We start from the raw sequence: 16,680 nt of genomic DNA on the forward strand, positions 1-16,680 counted from the left end.
GGCGCCCGCGGGCCATGGCAGGAGCAGCAGCCTGCTTACTTCGCGTTCGCGGCCTTGACCAGCGCGTCCTTGGTGACCGCGCCGATGTAGACCTTGCCGTCGTCCGTCATCAGGGCGTTGACGATCCGGGTGCTGTAGACGCGGCCGGAGCCGAAGTCGCCCGAGACCTTGGTGCCGAAGCCGTCCAGCAGGGCCTGCGCGTCCGCGCCGCCCTTGCCGCCCGCGCTCTTCTTCCCGGCGCCCTTGCCGTTCAGCGCGGACCCGGCGTCCTTGCCCGCGTCGAACTCGGCGATGGAGCTCCAGCCCTTGCCGAGGACCTTCGACTTGCCGGCGCCCGCCGCGTCGGTGCCGGGCATGCCCAGCATCCCGGGGAGGCCGCCCTCACGACCGTCCTTGTGGTCGGCCTTGTGGTCGCGGTCGGCCTTCTGGTCGTGACCGGCCGCGCCCCCCTCGGTCACCTTGGCGCCCTTGGGCGGGGTGAAGTCGAACGTACCGGCGCCCGGCTTGCCGAAGTCGACCTTGGTGAAGGCCGCGTCGACGACCGCCTTGCCGCCGCCCTTCGCCGCGAGGGTGAACTTCAGCGGCACGCCGTTCTTCGCGTCGACCGCGATCCGGATCGAGCCGACCGTCGTGTCGTCCGCCTTGGGCTTGATCAGCAGCTGGTAGGCGTCCCGGCCGGCCACCTTGGCCGTGCCGTCGACCGTGACGGCCGTGGTCTCGTCGGCGGCGGCGAGGACCTTCTTGGCCAGCTCCTGCGGCGAGGCGCCGCCCAGGTCCTTCGGCAGGACGTCGTCCTTGGCGCCCTTGCCGTGGCTGCGCTGCGCCTCGGGCGCCTTGGAGTGGTGCACGGTGTTGCTCGAGCTGTCGTACGCCCACACCTCGTCGCCGTTGCGGACGACGCTGTACTCGGCGGCGCGCTCGACGATCGACACCCGCTGCTTGTCGGGGCCGTCCACGGCCAGCCGCAGGGTGTGCGAACCGGCGGCGAGCTCGGTGAGCTTGGACTGCGGGGACGGCGCGGAGCCGCCCTTCTTCCCCTCGCCCTTGTTGCCCCCGTCGCCGAAGGAGAGGCCCGACGGGAGCGAGGGCAGGCCCAGATCGGTGTTGATCTTGACGCTTCCGGACATCTGCTGGGTGTCCGACTGCGCCATCTTGGCTATGAGGTCCTGCGCGCTGATCTTCGGCAGATCCGGGTCACCGGTGCTGGCGAGCGCCGACCCGATCCCGATCGTGGCCGCCGCGACGCCCGCCACCGCGACCGGCACGGCGTAGCGGACGGCTTTGCGACGGCGCCGGGCCGGGCCCTCGAAGTCCTGGACCTCTGATGTCGGCTGGTTCCCTGCCATGTGCTCTACCCTCCGTCGTCGGCAGCGGCCTTACCCTTCGATTCCATCAGGGTGGCGGCTTCCCGTCGTCAGCCGACGGGATCAACTCCCCGTACGCCTTGGGTATGACGCGCGAGCCGAGCGGCGGAGTTCCCCCGGAGCCGTCGGGCCATCAGCCGCGGCCGCTAGCCCGCGCGGTGCACCACCGCGTCGCACAGCTCTTCGAGCGCCGTCCGCGCGGCGCACGCGGGCAGCGGGGCCAGGGTGGCCCGCGCCTCCTCGGCGTAGCGGACGGTGTCCCGGCGGGCCTGCTCCAGCGCCGGGTGGGCGCGCAGCCGGCGGAGCACCTCGGCGTGGCGGGCGTCGTCGTCGAGGTCGCCCTCGAGCATCCGGCACAGCTCCAGGTCCTCGGGGTCGCCGGTGGCGGCGGCCCGGGCCCGCAGGTGGAGGACGGGCAGGGTGGGGATGCCCTCACGGAGGTCGGTGCCGGGGGTCTTGCCGGACTCGTGGGAGTCGCTGGCGATGTCCAGCACGTCGTCGGCGAGCTGGAAGGCGATGCCCAGGCGCTCGCCGTAGTGGGTGAGGATCTCGACGATGCGCTCGTCGGCGCCGGACATCATGGCGCCGTAGCGGCCGGCGACGGCGACCAGGGAGCCGGTCTTGCCGGCGAGGACGTCGAGGTAGTGGTCGATGGGGTCGCGGCCGTTCTGGGGGCCGGCCGTCTCCAGGATCTGGCCGGTGACCAGGCGCTCGAAGGCCTCGGCCTGGATCCGCACGGCCTCGGGGCCGAGATCGGCGAGGATCCGGGAGGCGCGGGAGAAGAGGAAGTCGCCGGTGAGGACGGCCACGGAGTTGCCCCAGTTCACATTGGCGCTGGGCACACCGCGGCGGACGTCGGCCTCGTCCATGACGTCGTCGTGGTAGAGGGTGGCCAGATGGGTGAGCTCGACGACGACGGCCGAGGGCACCACGCCGGGGGCGTAGGGGTCGCCGAACTGCGCGGCGAGCGACACCAGCAGGGGGCGGAACCGCTTGCCTCCGGCCTTGACCAGGTGCTGGGCGGCCTCGGTGATGAAGGGCACGCCGCTCTTGGTGGCCTCGATGAGGCCCTCCTCGACAGCGGCCAACCCGGCCTGGACATCGGCTTCAAGAGCCTGGTCCCGCACGCTCAGCCCAAAGAAAGGCCCGACGACGGTCACGAGGGTCACTCCTGTCTGCCTGCGAACACGGGGATTGTCGATGTGTCGCTGTCTTCACCAAAAGTCAGCGTATCCGGTCGGCTGTCGATCACCGTGGGCACCCTCAGCCACCACAGCAGGACAGTGGCCCCGGCGCCGCCGTTCGGCAGCGCCGGGGCCACTGTTCTTTTTCCAGCCAATACTCCCCTGAAAGGCACGGCCCCCTAAACCACGGGCCATCACCCCAGCCCCGCCACCGCCCTGGCCAGCCGGGGGGAGGCGTACGCGGTGCCGCAGACGAAGCGCATGACGGGCCCGTAGCTGGCGGCGGCGGGCAGGCCGGTGAAGTGCAGTCCCGGTACGGAGGAGCGATATCCGGCCATCAGCCGGGGCCCTCCGGCGCTCACCTGGAGGCGGGTGCGCAGCCCGGTGCCGAGGAAGTCCATGGCCGCCACATCCATCCGGTAGCCGGTGGCGGCGATGACGTGGTCGGCGCGGAGTTCGCTCTCGGTGCCGTCCCGGTCGGGGCCGTCGCCCGACGCTGTCAGCGTAAGAACTGGACGGCCTGATTCCACTCGGGCGCGGACGATCCGCTTCCCCTCGGTGACCTCCACCCGGCCCACGAAGCGCTCGCGCAGCCACCACGCGCCCAGCGGCCCCAGCACCCGGCGCACCAGGTACTGCCGGGTGGGCGCGGGCAGCCGGCGGAAGCCGTCCGCGTAGTACGAGAAGGCGTACAGCGACCAGGCGCGCCCGAAGGGGGTGTCGGGCTTGAACAGCGGCTGCCCGTCGGGCGCCGCACCGAAACGGACCGCGCCCCGCCGCCGGGCCAGCACCCGTACGGACGCCGCGCCCGCCTCGGCCAGCAGCACGGCGGTCTCCAGCGCCGACTGCCCGGCACCCACGACCACGACGTCCTTGCCCACCAGCGGCGAGAGGTCGCGGTGCTGGGAGCTGTGCGAGATCGGCCCGCTCGCCGAGGGCCCGCCCGGGACGGCCGCCGCGAGCTCGGGCGGCAGCTGGGCGAGCCCGCTCAGCCCCGTGGCGACGACCACGGCCCGTGCCGTGAACTGCTCCCCCGAGTCCAGCTTCAGCTCGAAGCCACCGCCGGGGCCGCGCCGGTCGACCGACACCACCCGCTCCCGCTCCAGCTGGGGCACCAGCCGCTGCTGGAACCACATCCCGTACCCGGCGAAGGTCTCCACCGGAATGGCGTCCCAGTCGGACTCGAAGCGGCGCTCGCCGACGTCCTGGCAGTAGTCGAAAAGGGTGTGACCGGGCTGAGGGGCGTCGATGTCGGAGGCGGCGGGAGTGGATTTCAGCAGCATCCCGGCGGGCATGTGCTCCCGCCAGCTCACCATGGGCGAGCCGAAGACGCGTGTCGGCACGGCACGCGCTTTGAGGTGGGCTGCGGTCGAGAGGCCGTACGGACCGGCCCCGATGACGGCTACGGGAAGTGTCACGGATCCCCTCCCAGGGCACGCGGGGTGTTCGGCGTGGCGAATACGGGCGTTGTCGCGTTCTCGGGTGGTGCTCGTTACCGCTGGTGCTCGTTATCGGTGCAGATCGTTATCGGTGCTGATCGCTATCGCTGGTGCTCGTTATCGGTGGTGCTCGACGGACGAGGCCGCCGAAGCGGCCGAGGCAGCCGAGGCGGCGCGGCGCCGGCTGCGCCACAGCTGCCACAGATGCCGGGCACCCGGTCGTACGAACCGGGCGAGCATGGTGAAGAAGGGCTTCATGTCGTCACGGGCGGCCCACGCCAGCTCGGTGCCGCTGGCCCGGGCGGGGGCGTGCGGCGTGGTGTAGCCGCTGCGCCGGTAGGCGGCGAAGGCGGGCAGGTCGATGTTCTCCACGATGAAACGGCGGCCGGTGAGCTGCTCGGCCTCCGGGACGGCCCGGCCGGTGAGGTCCAGGTGCTGGGCCCGGACGACGTCGATGCCGGCCTCGTTCTCGAAGAGGCGGAACTGGGCGCCCATGCGGGGGTTGAAGTCCAGCAGCTTGTACCGGCCGTCACGCCGGTCGAAGCGCCAGTCCAGGTCGATGATCCCGCAGAAGCCGATCTGCTTGATGAACTGCGCCGCCATGGCCGCCAGTTCCGGGTTGTCGACGACGTAGGCGTTGGCGGTCATGCCCGCGTGCGGCGGCCAGGAGCGCACCTTCACGCCCGTGAACATCGCCAGCGGGGTGGACTCGGCGTCGAAGTAGGCGTGGACGATCCAGTCCTCGGCGTCCTCGCGCGGCAGGTACTCCTGGAGGATCACCCCCGGGGAGGGCCCCCAGCCGCGCGCCAGCTCCAGCAGCTCCCGCGGCCCGCCGATCCGGGTGGTGCCGTGCACCGCGGGGCGCCGCCGCCGCTCGAACGCCTCGCGGTTCTTGGCGACGACCGGGTACGTGGCGATCGCGGCGTACTTCTCGATCTCCTCGAACGACGCGGGGAACAGCGTGGCCGGGGCGGGCACCCCGTGCTCCACGCACAGCTCGTGCAGCCCCTGCTTGCTGGCCAGCCGGCGCGGCAGCGCGGGCTCCACGGGCGGGAAGAGGAAACGGCCCGCGAGCGACTCGGCGTGCTCGGCGATCAGGACCGCCGCCTCCTCGTCGGTGGGGATCAGCACGGCCGGGCGCCCGATCCGCCGCCCGATCCCCAGCAGGCCCGCCACCAGCTCCTCCGCCCGCTCCGTACCGGTCGTCGGCCAGACGAAACCGGAACGCAGATAGCGGGAGAGGGCGGCGGGGGTCCATCTGTCCTCGGTGACGGCGTACATCGGAACGCCCAGCCTGCCGAGGCTGCGGATGGCGCCGACGCCGCCATGGTGCAGGGGATAGTCGCCGATCTTCACAATCAGCCCGGGTACGGACCGGTCCGCCGCCACGGGCGCGATCCTGCTCGCCACCAGCACCCCCCTCGGCCACCCAGCCTCAGCGGCCCCCCACTGTGTGTGACCCGACTTAGGACGCTACTTCGGAATCGACTACTCCAGCAAGGAGTTACCGGACATTGCCCTCCCTTTAGCCAGCGGTCGGACACCTGTCGGACACCTCGTGCCCGGACGGCTTCACCCTTGCGGTGTCTTCCGGGGGACAACCCCCGGACCCCCGGCCGGAACCGCAGGCCCACGGGGGCTGCCGAACCTATATCGCGGAGGGAAACGTAAGTACTGTGTGGATCAGGTCACCGGGCCCATCAGGCCCCTGAGCTCACCGGAAGGCGAGGCAGCGTCCCCATGCCCCAGAACCGCCCCGAGCTGCCCGAAGGCGACCCCTTCGGCGCGGACACCCTCCCGTACGGCGTCTTCACCACCGCGGACGCTCCCGACCGCCCCCGGATCGGCGTGCGCTACGGCGCGTACGTCCTGGACGTCGCCGCGGCCGCCGCCGACCACGGCTCCGCCCACGCCGAGCTGCTCGCCGCGCCCACGCTCAACCCCCTGCTGGCCGCCGGCCGCCCCACCTGGCAGGCTGTGCGCGCGGAGATCCGCGGCTGGCTGGACGGGCCGTACTTCCACCCGCTGGCGGAGGTCACGCTGCGGCTGCCCTTCGAGGTCGCCGACTACGTCGACTTCTACGCCAGCGAGCACCACGCCTCCAACGTGGGCCGCATCTTCCGCCCCGACGCGCCGGAGCCGCTCACCCCGAACTGGAAGCACCTGCCGATCGGTTACCACGGCCGCGCCGGCACGATCGTCGTCTCGGGCACCGACGTCGTCCGCCCCCAGGGCCAGCGCAAGGCCCCCACCGACACCACCCCCACCTTCGGCCCCTCCCTGCGCCTGGACATCGAGGCCGAGGTCGGCTTCGTCGTCGGCACCCCCGCCCCCGAGAACACCCCCGTGCCGCTCGACGCCTTCCGCGAGCACGTCTTCGGCGTCTGCCTCGTCAACGACTGGTCGGCCCGCGACCTCCAGGCCTGGGAGTACGTGCCGCTGGGCCCCTTCCTCGGCAAGTCCTTCGCCACGTCCGTCTCCGCGTGGATCACCCCGCTGGACGCCCTCGACGCGGCGCGCACGCCCGCGCCGGAGCGCACCCACCCGCTGCTCCCCTACCTGGACGACGCGAAGGCCGAGCCCGGCGGCATCGACCTGCGCATCGAGGTGCGGATCAACGACGAGCTCGTCTCCCGGCCGCCCTTCTCCGCCATGTACTGGACGGCCGCCCAGCAGCTGGCCCACATGACGGTCAACGGCGCCTCGCTGCGCACCGGCGACTTCTACGCCTCCGGCACGGTCTCCGGCCCCGAGCCGGACCAGCTGGGCTGCCTGCTCGAACTCACCAAGGGCAAGGGCCCCTGGCTGGCGGACGGCGACGTGGTGACCATCACCGCGTGGGCGCCCGGCGCGAACGGCGCGCGCGTCGGCCTGGGCGAGGTCACCGGGCGGATCGCCCCGGCGCGCGAGGCGGCGCCCGGCGCATGAGCACCACCCCCTCCTCCGGCCTCACCTTGCCGGAGGAGCTGATACTCCTCTCCCACGCCCCGTCCGACGGCAAGCGGCTGTGCGCCACACGGAACCTGGCGTACGGCCTGGCCGGGGCGGTCCTGGCCGAGCTGGAGCTGCGCGGGCTCGCGGCGGAGGACCGCGGCGGCCCCGTCAGGGTCCCCGGCATCCCGCCGGCGGACCAGCGGCTCGCCCTGCCGCTGGCGAGCCTGCCCGAGCTCGGCAAGCCCGGGTCGAAGGGCCGCTCGCGCCTCTTCCGGCTGGGTACCTCGACGCACCGGTGGGTCCGGACGGCCGCCCGGCACGTGGAGGAGCCCTGGATCGTCGGACTGGTGGAGCGCGGGATCCTCACCCCGAAGGCTCCGGAGCGGTTCGCCGTCGTCCGGCAACTGCGCTACGCCGTGGGGCCGAACGACCTCACCACCGCGGCCCGGCAGCGCTTCGCGGAAGCCCGGGAGGCCGGTTTCCCCGTCCGGCGGGACCGGATGCTCGCCGGGCTGGTGTCCGCGACCGGTGTCGGCGCGGCCCTCTACCCGGGCTGGGGCCGCCGGGCCGACCGCAAGGAGCTGCGGCGCCACATGCGCGACGAGTGGACCGCCTACGCCGTGTACCGCAACGTCTCGGCGGACTCCTCCTCCAGCGGCAGTAGTAGCGGCGGTGACGGTGGCGACGGCGGTGGTCACTCCGGCGGGCACGGCTGCGGAGGCGGTGGCGGCTGCGGTGGGGGCGGCTGCGGAAGAGGTTGACCCACCGGCGTGCTGCTAGCTTGTCGTGCCCGGCCCCACCGGGTCGGGACATGACAAAAGAAAGGGCGCACACGTGCGCAAGGCAGTACAGATCACGGGGGCGGCCGCGGTGGCCGCTGTGCTGATGACCGGCTGCGGCAGCAGCAGCGACAAGGGCGGGGACAAGAGCAAGGAGACCGGGGCCACCGCCCCGGCGACCGCCGACAGCGGCAAGCCCACCCCGGGCGGCGCCGCGACGAGCGCCCCCGCGCAGCGCGTCTCGGCCGCCGACCTCAAGGGCGGCTGGTCGAAGGGCAAGCTGTCCGACCAGAGCCTGCTGATCCTGTCGTTCGCCGGCAACAAGGTGGGACTCAGCGGGAAGACGGCGTGCTCCGGCACCGTCGTCGACAACGCGCAGCCCGTCACGCTGGAGATCACCCACTGCCAGGACGGCAGCACCGACTACAGCAAGGGCACCGTCAAGAGCTTCGACGGCAAGTCGCTGACGATCGCCTGGGCCTCCGGCAAGGAGGACACCCTCACCAAGGCCGTGGGCGCCGACGGCAAGCCCGCGGGTCTGCCCGCCGGCCTGCCGGCCGGCATCCCGGCCAAGCCCGCCGGCTGACGTCGCCCCTGACGTACGGACGGACGTATGACGGCGCCCGGCACCCCTCGCGGGGGTGCCGGGCGCCGTCACGTCGTACGACTACCGTACGAAGACGCCCGCCTGACCGGCCAGTTCCAGGAAGTACTGGGGGGCCAGGCCGAGGACGAGGGTGACCGCGACGCCGATGGCGATGGCCGAGGACGTCAGCGGGCTGGGCACCGCGACGGTGGGCCCGTCGGCCTTGGGCTCGCTGAAGAACATCAGCACGATCACCCGGATGTAGAAGAACGCCGCGATCGCCGAGGACAGCACGCCGACGATGACCAGCGGCGCCGCGCCGCCCTGCGCGGCCGCCTTGAACACCGCGAACTTCCCCGCGAAGCCGCTGGTCAGCGGGATTCCCGCGAAGGCCAGCAGGAAGACCGCGAAGACCGCCGCGACCAGCGGCGAACGCCGCCCGAGCCCCGCCCACTTCGACAGGTGGGTGGCCTCGCCGCCCGCGTCCCGCACCAGCGTCACCACCGCGAACGCGCCCAGCGTGACGAAGGAGTAGGCGGCCAGATAGAAGAGGACCGACGAGACGCCGTCGGGGGTGGCCGCGATGACACCGGCGAGGATGAAGCCCGCGTGGGCGATGGAGGAGTAGGCCAGCAGCCGCTTCACATCGGTCTGGGTGACGGCCACGATCGCGCCGACGAGCATCGTGACGATCGCGACGCCCCACATCACGGGCCGCCAGTCCCAGCGCATCCCCGGCAGGACCACGTAGAGCAGCCGCAGCAGCGCGCCGAAGGCCGCGACCTTGGTGGCCGCCGCCATGAAGCCGGTGACCGGCGTGGGGGCACCCTGGTAGACGTCGGGCGTCCACATGTGGAACGGCACCGCGCCGACCTTGAACAGCAGCCCCATCAGCACCATCGCCACGCCGACCAGCAGCAGCGCGTCATTGGCCGTGCTCCCCGCCAGCGCCGGGTCCATGACCCGCGTGGTGCCGCTGACCACGTCGGCGATGCCCGCGTAGGTGACGGTGCCCGCGTAGCCGTAGAGCAGAGCGATCCCGAAGAGGAGGAACGCGGAGGAGAAGGCGCCCAGCAGGAAGTACTTGACGGCCGACTCCTGCGACAGCAGCCGCTGGCGGCGGGCCAGGCCGCACAGGATGTACAGCGGGAGCGAGAACACCTCCAGGGCGACGAACAGCGTCAGCAGGTCGTCGGCGGCGGGGAAGACGAGCATGCCGCCGACGGCGAAGAGCACCAGCGGGAAGACCTCGGTGGTGACCATGCCCGCCGCCACCGCCTCCCGCTCGGCGTCCCCGCCCGGCACGGCGGCGGCCTGCGCGGCGAAGGAGTCGACGGGCCGGCCGTCGGCCGCCGGGTCGAGCCGGCGCTCGGCGAAGGTGAACACGGCCACCAGGGCGACGAGGAGAATGGTGCCCTGCAGGAACAGCGCGGGCCCGTCGACGGCGACGGCGCCCATGGCCGCCACGTGGGACTTGTCCGACGCGTAGCCGCCCGCCGCCAGGGCGACGACGGCGGCGAAGGCCGCCGCCAGGCCGAGGGCGGCCAGCCCGAGCTGGGCGCGGTGCCGGACGCCGCGCGGCAGGAAGGCCTCGGCGAGGACGCCGAGGAGCGCGGCGCCGAGCACGATCAGCGTGGGGGACAGCTGGACGTACTCGATGTGCGGGCCGGGGATCTTCTTCGGCGCCTCGGCCGCCGCCAGTGTCCACAGGCTGTGGACAGTTTCCACGTGGCTCACTTGGCGGCCTCCACATCGTTCACGTGGGCGTCGTTGACATGCACAGCGGGCTGGGGATCGCTCTCGTGGACCTGCGACATGGTGTGCGCGACCGCCGGGTCCAACAGCTGCGTCACGGGCTTGGGGTAGACGCCCAGGAAGAGCAGCAGCGCGATCAGCGGCGCCACGACGGCCAGTTCCCGCGCCCGCAGGTCGGGCATCTCCCGCACGGGCTCGGCGACCGGGCCCGTCATCGTCCGCTGGTAGAGCACGAGGACGTAGAGCGCGGCGAGCACGATGCCGACGGTGGCGACGGCACCGGCGACCGGATAGCGGCTGAAGGTGCCCACCAGGACCAGGAATTCGGAGACGAAGGGCGCGAGCCCCGGCAGCGACAGGGTGGCCAGACCGCCGATCAGGAAGGTGCCGGCGAGCACGGGGGCCACCTTCTGCACCCCGCCGTAGTCGGCGATGAGCCGGGAGCCGCGCCGGGAGATCAGGAAGCCCGCGACCAGCATCAGCGCGGCGGTGGAGATCCCGTGGTTGACCATGTAGAGCGTCGCGCCGCTCTGGCCCTGGGTGGTCATCGCGAAGACGCCCAGGACGATGAAGCCGAAGTGGGAGATCGAGGCGTAGGCGATCAGGCGCTTGATGTCCCGCTGCCCGACGGCCAGCAGCGCCCCGTAGAGGATGCTGATCAGCGACAGCACGAGGATCACCGGCGTCGCCCACTTCGACGCCTCCGGGAAGAGCTGGAGGCAGAAGCGGAGCATCGCGAACGTGCCGACCTTGTCGACCACCGCGGTGATCAGCACGGCGACGGGCGCGGTGGCCTCGCCCATGGCGTTGGGCAGCCAGGTGTGCAGCGGCCACAGCGGCGCCTTGACGGCGAAGGCGAAGAAGAAGCCGAGGAACAGCGCCCGTTCGGTGGTGGTCGCGAAGTCCAGCTTCCCGGCCGCCCGCGCCTGGACAATCTCCGTGAGGGAGAAGGTGCCGCTGCCCAGCTGGTCGGCGGTGACCGCGTACAGCCCGATGACGGCGGCCAGCATGATCAGCCCGCCGACGAGGTTGTAGAGCAGGAACTTCACCGCCGCGTACGAGCGCTGGGTGGCGCTCTCGGCCTCGCCGCGCTCCCCCGCCCGGTCGCCGAAGCCGCCGATGAGGAAGTACATCGGGATGAGCATGGCTTCGAAGAAGATGTAGAAGAGGAAGACGTCGGTGGCCTCGAAGGCGATCACCACCATCGCCTCGACCATCAGGATCAGCGCGAAGAAGCCCTGGGTGGGCCGCCACCGCGAGGAGTGGGTCTCCAGGGGGTCGGCGTCGTGCCAGCCGGCGAGGACGATGAAGGGGATCAGCAGCGCGGTCAGCCCGATCAGGACGACCGAGATGCCGTCCACGCCCAGGTCGTAGCGGACGCCGAACGCGGCGATCCAGGCGTGCGACTCGGTGAGCTGGAACGGGCCCTTCGCGTCCGGGTCGAAGCGCACGAGCTGCGTCGCCGCCAGCACCAGCGTGACCAGCGAGACGGCCAGCGCGAGCCACTTGGCGGCCGCGCGCCGCTCGGCCGGGACGGCGGCCGTGGCGACCGCGCCCAGCGCGGGCACCGCCGCCGTGGCCGTCAGCAGGGGAAATGACATGACTAGACCGCCCTCATCAGCAGGGTCGCGGCGATGAGCACCGCCGCACCGCCGAACATCGAGACCGCGTACGACCGCGCGAAGCCGTTCTGGAGCCTGCGCATCCGGCCCGACAGCCCGCCGACGGCGGCGGCCGTGCCGTTGACGACGCCGTCCACCAGCGTGTGGTCGACGTAGACCAGGCTCCGCGTCAGGTGCTCGCCGCCGCGGACCAGCACGATGTGGTTGATGTCGTCCTGGAGGAGATCGCGGCGGGCGATCCGCACCGGCAGGCTCCCGGGCGGCGCGGTGACGGGCACCGGCCGGCGCCCGTACTGCGCCCAGGCGAGCGCCACGCCGACGAAGAGGACCACCAGGGTCGCCGTGGTGACCTGCACGGCGGTGACGGGCGAGTGGCCCTCCTCATGGCCGGTGACGGGCTCCAGCCAGGTGAGGAAGGCGTCGTTGAGGCTGAACAGGCCGCCCGCGAGAACCGAGCCGGCGGCGAGCACGATCATCGGGATCGTCATCACCTTGGGCGACTCGTGCGGGTGGGGCATCCGGCCCTCGCCACGGGTCTCGGCGGCCGGTTCGGCGCCGGGCTCCTCGGGCGAGGGCGCGGGCTGCCAGCGCTTCTCGCCGAAGAAGGTCAGCAGCATCACGCGCGTCATGTAGTACGCCGTGATGGCCGCGCCCAGCAGGGCCGCGCCGCCCAGGATCCAGCCCTCGGTGCCGCCCTTGGCGAAGGCCGCCTCGATGATCTTGTCCTTGGAGAAGAAGCCGGACAGGCCGGGGAAGCCGATGATGGCGAGGTAGCCGAGGCCGAAGGTGACGAAGGTGATGGGCATGTAGCGGCGCAGTCCGCCGTAACGCCGCATGTCGACCTCGTCGTTCATGGCGTGCATCACCGAGCCCGCCCCGAGGAAGAGGCCGGCCTTGAAGAAGCCGTGGGTGACCAGGTGCATGATCGCGAAGGGGTAGCCGATCGGGCCCAGCCCGGCGGCCAGGACCATGTAGCCGATCTGGGACATCGTCGAGCCGGCGAGGGCCTTCTTGATGTCGTCCTTGGCGCAACCGACGATCGCACCGAACAGCAGCGTCACCGCGCCGACCGTGACGACGGCCGTCTGGGCGTCCGGCGCCCCGTCGAAGATCGCCCCCGAGCGGGTGATCAGGTACACCCCGGCGGTGACCATCGTCGCCGCGTGGATGAGCGCGGAGACCGGCGTGGGGCCCTCCATCGCATCCCCGAGCCAGGACTGCAGCGGCACCTGGGCCGACTTGCCGCAGGCGGCCAGCAGCAGCAACAGCCCGATGGCCGTCAGCCTGCCCTCGCCCGCCTTGTCCGCGTTCTCCAGCACCGGCCCGAAGGCGAAGGTCCCGAAGGTGGTGAACATCAGCATGATGGCGATGGACAGGCCCATGTCGCCGACGCGGTTGACGAGGAACGCCTTCTTCGCCGCCGTGGCCGCGCTGGGCTTGTGCTGCCAGAAGCCGATCAGCAGGTACGACGCGAGGCCGACGCCCTCCCACCCGACGTACAGCAGCAGGTAGTTGTCGGCGAGGACGAGCAGCAGCATCGCCGCGAGGAAGAGGTTGAGATAGCCGAAGAAGCGCCGCCGCCGCTCGTCGTGGGCCATGTAGCCCACCGAGTAGAGGTGGATCAGCGAGCCCACGCCCGTGATCAGCAGGACGAAGGTCATCGACAGCTGATCGAGCTGGAAGCCCACGTCGGCGCGGAATCCGCCGACGGGCACCCAGCTGAACACGGTCGCGGCCAGCTCGCGGTCCTCGCCGCTCCGGCCCAGCATGTCGGCGAAGAGCACCACGCCGATGACGAACGACAGGGCGGCCGCGAACGTGCCGATCCAGTGGCCCGCGCGGTCGAGCCGCCGCCCGCCGCACAGCAGCACGCCCGCGCCCAGCAGGGGCACCAGGACGAGCGTTCCGATGAGGTTCTCCACCGTCAGTGTCCCCTTACAGCTTCAGCAGGCCGGCGTCGTCGACCGAGGCGGAGTGGCGGGACCGGAAGATCGTCACGATGATCGCGAGGCCCACCACGACTTCGGCGGCGGCCACGACCATCGTGAAGAACGCGATGATCTGGCCGTCGAGATTGCCGTGCATCCGGGAGAAGGTGACGAACGCCAGGTTGCAGGCGTTCAGCATCAGCTCGACGCACATGAAGATGACGATCGCGTTCCGCCGGATGAGCACGCCGGTGGCACCGATGGTGAACAACAGCGCCGCCAGATACAGGTAGTTGACGGGGTTCACTTGGCTCCCTCCTCGGTGCGCTCCCCGGCACGGCGCTTGTCCCGCTCCAGCCAGTCCTCGGAGCGCTGCTCCAGCGCGGCCAGCTCCGCGAGCGCCTCGCCCGACACGTCACGGATCTGGCCCCGCGCGCGCAGCGTCGGGTTGACGGTGAGCTCGGAGGGCGTGCCGTCGGGCAGCAGGCCGGGGATGTCGACGGCGTTGTGCCGGGCGTAGACGCCGGGGGCGGGCAGGGGCGGCAGCTGCTTGCCGCCGCGCACGCGCCGCTCGGCCAGCTCGCGCTGGGTGGCGGCGGGCCCGGTGCGCTCGCGGTGGGTCAGCACCATCGCCCCGACGGCGGCCGTGATGAGCAGGGCGCCGGTGATCTCGAAGGCGAAGACGTACTTGGTGAACAGGAGCGCGGCGAGCCCCTGGACGTTGCCTCCGGCGTTGGCCTGGCCCAGCCCGTCGAAGTCGCGCAGCGCGGCGTTGGCGATGCCGGCGGTCAGCAGGACGCCGAAGCCCAGGGCGCACAGCCCGGCGAGGAGCCGCTGGCCCTTGATGGTCTCCTTCAGCGAGTCCGCGGCGGTGACGCCGACGAGCATCACGACGAACAGGAACAGCATCATGATCGCGCCGGTGTAGACGACGATCTGCACGACGCCCAGGAAGTAGGCGCCGTTGGCGAGGTAGAACACCGCCAGGACGATCATCGTCCCGGCGAGGCAGAGCGCGCTGTGCACGGCCTTCTTCATCAGCACCGCGCCGAGCGCGCCGGCCACGGCGACGACGGCCAGGATCCAGAACTGGACGGCCTCGCCCGTCGACGTCAGGTACGAGGCGGCGGCGAGACCGCTCATGCCTCCACCCCCTCGTCCTCTTGCTTCTCCCCCTTGGAGACCGCTACCTGCCGGGTCGTGCCCGGGGCGGCGCCCGTCACCAGGCCCCGGTAGTAGTCCTGTTCGGTCATCCCGGGGAAGATCGCGTGCGGGGTGTCGACCATGCGGTCCTCGAGGCCCGCGAGGAGCTGCTCCTTGGTGTAGATCAGCGACTCGCGGCTGGCGTCGGCCAGTTCGTACTCGTTGGTCATCGTCAGGGCGCGGGTCGGGCACGCCTCGACGCACAGGCCGCACAGGATGCAGCGGAGGTAGTTGATCTGGTAGACGCGGCCGTAGCGCTCACCGGGCGAGTAGCGCTCCTCGTCGGTGTTGTCCGCGCCCTCGACGTAGATCGCGTCCGCCGGGCAGGCCCAGGCGCACAGCTCGCAGCCGATGCACTTCTCCAGGCCGTCGGGGTGGCGGTTGAGCTGGTGGCGGCCGTGGAAGCGCGGCGCGGTGTGCTTCTTCTCCTCCGGGTACTGCTCGGTCAGCCGCTTCTTGAACATGGCCTTGAAGGTCACGCCGAAGCCGGCCACGGGATTCTGGAAGGGAGCCCGGGGGGCGTCCCCCCGGGAAGACTCGCTAGACACCGTCGGCCTCCTCTCGGTCACTCTGAGTGTCCACCCCACCACTGACAATCAGCTCCCGGTCCTGGCGGGACCGGCGCCGGGGCACGGGCGGCAGGCTCTGGCCGGGCAGCGGTGGCACCGGGAATCCCCCCGCCATGGGGTCGAAGACGGGCGCCGGCCCCTCGGCCCCCTCCCCCGCCTCCTCGCCGTCCTTCTCGCCCCTGCCCCCGTGGAACAGGTCGAAGAGCAGCGACAGCAGGAGCAGCCCGAGGACCCCGCCGCCGACGTACAGCACGATGTCCTGGAAGGCGTAGTTCTCGTTCCGCAGCGCCCGCACGGTCGCGACGAGCATCAGCCAGACCACCGAGACCGGGATGAGCACCTTCCAGCCCAGCTTCATCAGCTGGTCGTAGCGCACCCGGGGCAGCGTGCCGCGCAGCCAGATGAAGAAGAACAGCAGCAGCTGCACCTTGATGACGAACCACAGCATCGGCCACCAGCCGTGGTTCGCGCCCTCCCAGAACGCGGAGAGCGGGTACGGGGCCCGCCAGCCGCCCAGGAAGAGGGTGGTCGCGACCGCCGAGACCGTCACCATGTTCACGTACTCGGCGAGCATGAACATCGCGAACTTGATGGACGAGTACTCGGTGTTGAAGCCGCCGACGAGGTCGCCCTCGGACTCCGGCATGTCGAAGGGGGCCCGGTTGGTCTCGCCGACCATCGTGGCGATGTAGATGACGAAGGAGACCGGCAGCAGCAGGATGTACCAGCGGTCGTGCTGCGACTCGACGATCGCCGAGGTCGACATCGAGCCGGAGTAGAGGAACACCGACGCGAAGGCCGCGCCCATCGCGATCTCGTACGAGATCATCTGCGCGCAGGAGCGGAGCCCGCCGAGCAACGGGTACGTCGAGCCGGACGACCAGCCGGCCAGCACGATGCCGTAGATGCCGACCGAGGCGACCGCGAGGATGTACAGGATCGCGATCGGCAGGTCGGTGAGCTGCATCGTCGTGCGGTGGCCGAGGATCGAGACCTCGTTGCCGGACGGGCCGAAGGGGATCACCGCGATGGCCATGAACGCGGGGATGGCGGCGACGACCGGCGCGAGGACGTACACGATCTTGTCCGCGCGGCGGACGATCACGTCCTCCTTGAGCATCAGCTTGACGCCGTCCGCCAGCGACTGCAGCAGCCCCCAGGGGCCGTGCCGGTTGGGGCCGATGCGCAGCTGCATCCAGGCGACGACCTTGCGCTCCCAGACGATCGAGAAGAGCACCGTCACCATCAGGAACGCGAAGCAGAAGACCGCCTTGATCACCACCAGCCACCAGGGGTCCCTGCCGAACATCGACAGGT

14 protein-coding genes are annotated in these 16,680 nt (G+C 71.4%); 3 read left to right on the plus strand and 11 right to left on the minus strand.

The genetic code is table 11. The annotated features are described in order from the left end of the window. Window positions 1-35: 35 nt before the first annotated feature. The 4 genes from IE096_RS28490 to IE096_RS28505 all read right to left on the minus strand — a co-directional run bounded on the left by IE096_RS28490 (window position 36) and on the right by IE096_RS28505 (window position 5,397). Window positions 36-1,346, minus strand: coding sequence for a LolA family protein (locus IE096_RS28490; RefSeq protein WP_189456557.1), 1,311 nt, complete (start codon window positions 1,344-1,346; stop codon window positions 36-38). 164 nt (window positions 1,347-1,510) lie between these two features. Next, the gene (locus IE096_RS28495; protein WP_189456559.1) at window positions 1,511-2,524 is read right to left on the minus strand and encodes a polyprenyl synthetase family protein; all 1,014 of its coding nucleotides are present in this window, start codon (window positions 2,522-2,524) and stop codon (window positions 1,511-1,513) included. Window positions 2,525-2,742: 218 nt separating this feature from the next. Then, window positions 2,743-3,966, minus strand: a complete 1,224-nt coding sequence (locus IE096_RS28500) for an FAD-dependent oxidoreductase (RefSeq protein ID WP_189456561.1) — start codon at window positions 3,964-3,966, stop codon at window positions 2,743-2,745. 138 nt (window positions 3,967-4,104) lie between these two features. Then, a complete protein-coding gene (locus tag IE096_RS28505) occupies window positions 4,105-5,397 on the minus strand; it encodes a carboxylate--amine ligase (protein ID WP_189456563.1) in 1,293 nt (430 codons plus the stop codon). A 330-nt stretch (window positions 5,398-5,727) separates the two neighbouring features. Between IE096_RS28505 and IE096_RS28510 the strand changes: the two genes are divergently transcribed. The 3 genes from IE096_RS28510 (at window position 5,728) to IE096_RS28520 (ending at window position 8,286) form a co-directional block, all read left to right on the plus strand. Beyond that, complete coding sequence (locus IE096_RS28510; protein WP_189456565.1) at window positions 5,728-6,915, plus strand: fumarylacetoacetate hydrolase family protein; 1,188 nt, start codon at window positions 5,728-5,730, stop codon at window positions 6,913-6,915. After that, window positions 6,912-7,682 carry a GOLPH3/VPS74 family protein gene (locus IE096_RS28515; RefSeq protein ID WP_189456567.1) on the plus strand — a complete coding sequence of 257 codons (771 nt, stop codon included), beginning with the start codon at window positions 6,912-6,914 and terminating at the stop codon, window positions 7,680-7,682. Before IE096_RS28510 ends, IE096_RS28515 begins: the two co-directional genes overlap by 4 nt. Before the next feature lie 73 nt (window positions 7,683-7,755). Beyond that, on the plus strand, window positions 7,756-8,286 hold the full coding sequence (locus tag IE096_RS28520; protein WP_189456569.1) for a hypothetical protein: 531 nt from the start codon (window positions 7,756-7,758) through the stop codon (window positions 8,284-8,286). A gap of 81 nt (window positions 8,287-8,367) precedes the next feature. Here the strand turns inward: IE096_RS28520 and nuoN are convergent, their stop codons facing one another. From nuoN to nuoH, 7 genes are read right to left on the minus strand one after another with little or no spacing between them, the layout of a single operon-like run. Continuing rightward, window positions 8,368-10,023 carry an NADH-quinone oxidoreductase subunit NuoN gene (gene nuoN, locus IE096_RS28525; RefSeq protein WP_189456571.1) on the minus strand — a complete coding sequence of 552 codons (1,656 nt, stop codon included), beginning with the start codon at window positions 10,021-10,023 and terminating at the stop codon, window positions 8,368-8,370. Beyond that, on the minus strand, window positions 10,020-11,642 hold the full coding sequence (locus IE096_RS28530; protein WP_189456573.1) for an NADH-quinone oxidoreductase subunit M: 1,623 nt from the start codon (window positions 11,640-11,642) through the stop codon (window positions 10,020-10,022). Before IE096_RS28530 ends, nuoN begins: the two co-directional genes overlap by 4 nt. 2 nt (window positions 11,643-11,644) lie before the next feature. Further along, window positions 11,645-13,585 (minus strand): NADH-quinone oxidoreductase subunit L, encoded by a 1,941-nt coding sequence (gene nuoL / locus IE096_RS28535; RefSeq protein ID WP_189456575.1) that lies wholly within the window; start codon window positions 13,583-13,585, stop codon window positions 11,645-11,647. Window positions 13,586-13,598: 13 nt separating this feature from the next. Then, the gene (gene nuoK, locus IE096_RS28540) at window positions 13,599-13,898 is read right to left on the minus strand and encodes an NADH-quinone oxidoreductase subunit NuoK (protein WP_126914763.1); all 300 of its coding nucleotides are present in this window, start codon (window positions 13,896-13,898) and stop codon (window positions 13,599-13,601) included. Continuing rightward, window positions 13,895-14,734, minus strand: coding sequence for an NADH-quinone oxidoreductase subunit J (locus tag IE096_RS28545; protein WP_189456577.1), 840 nt, complete (start codon window positions 14,732-14,734; stop codon window positions 13,895-13,897). The genes nuoK and IE096_RS28545 overlap by 4 nt, the downstream gene beginning before the upstream one ends. Then, window positions 14,731-15,342, minus strand: coding sequence for an NADH-quinone oxidoreductase subunit NuoI (nuoI, locus tag IE096_RS28550; RefSeq protein ID WP_189456579.1), 612 nt, complete (start codon window positions 15,340-15,342; stop codon window positions 14,731-14,733). The genes IE096_RS28545 and nuoI overlap by 4 nt, the downstream gene beginning before the upstream one ends. After that, complete coding sequence (gene nuoH, locus IE096_RS28555) at window positions 15,335-16,672, minus strand: NADH-quinone oxidoreductase subunit NuoH (RefSeq protein ID WP_189456704.1); 1,338 nt, start codon at window positions 16,670-16,672, stop codon at window positions 15,335-15,337. Before nuoH ends, nuoI begins: the two co-directional genes overlap by 8 nt. Window positions 16,673-16,680: the final 8 nt, after the last annotated feature.

The organism is Streptomyces abikoensis, from assembly GCF_014648775.1.
Taxonomy (GTDB): domain Bacteria; phylum Actinomycetota; class Actinomycetes; order Streptomycetales; family Streptomycetaceae; genus Streptomyces; species Streptomyces abikoensis.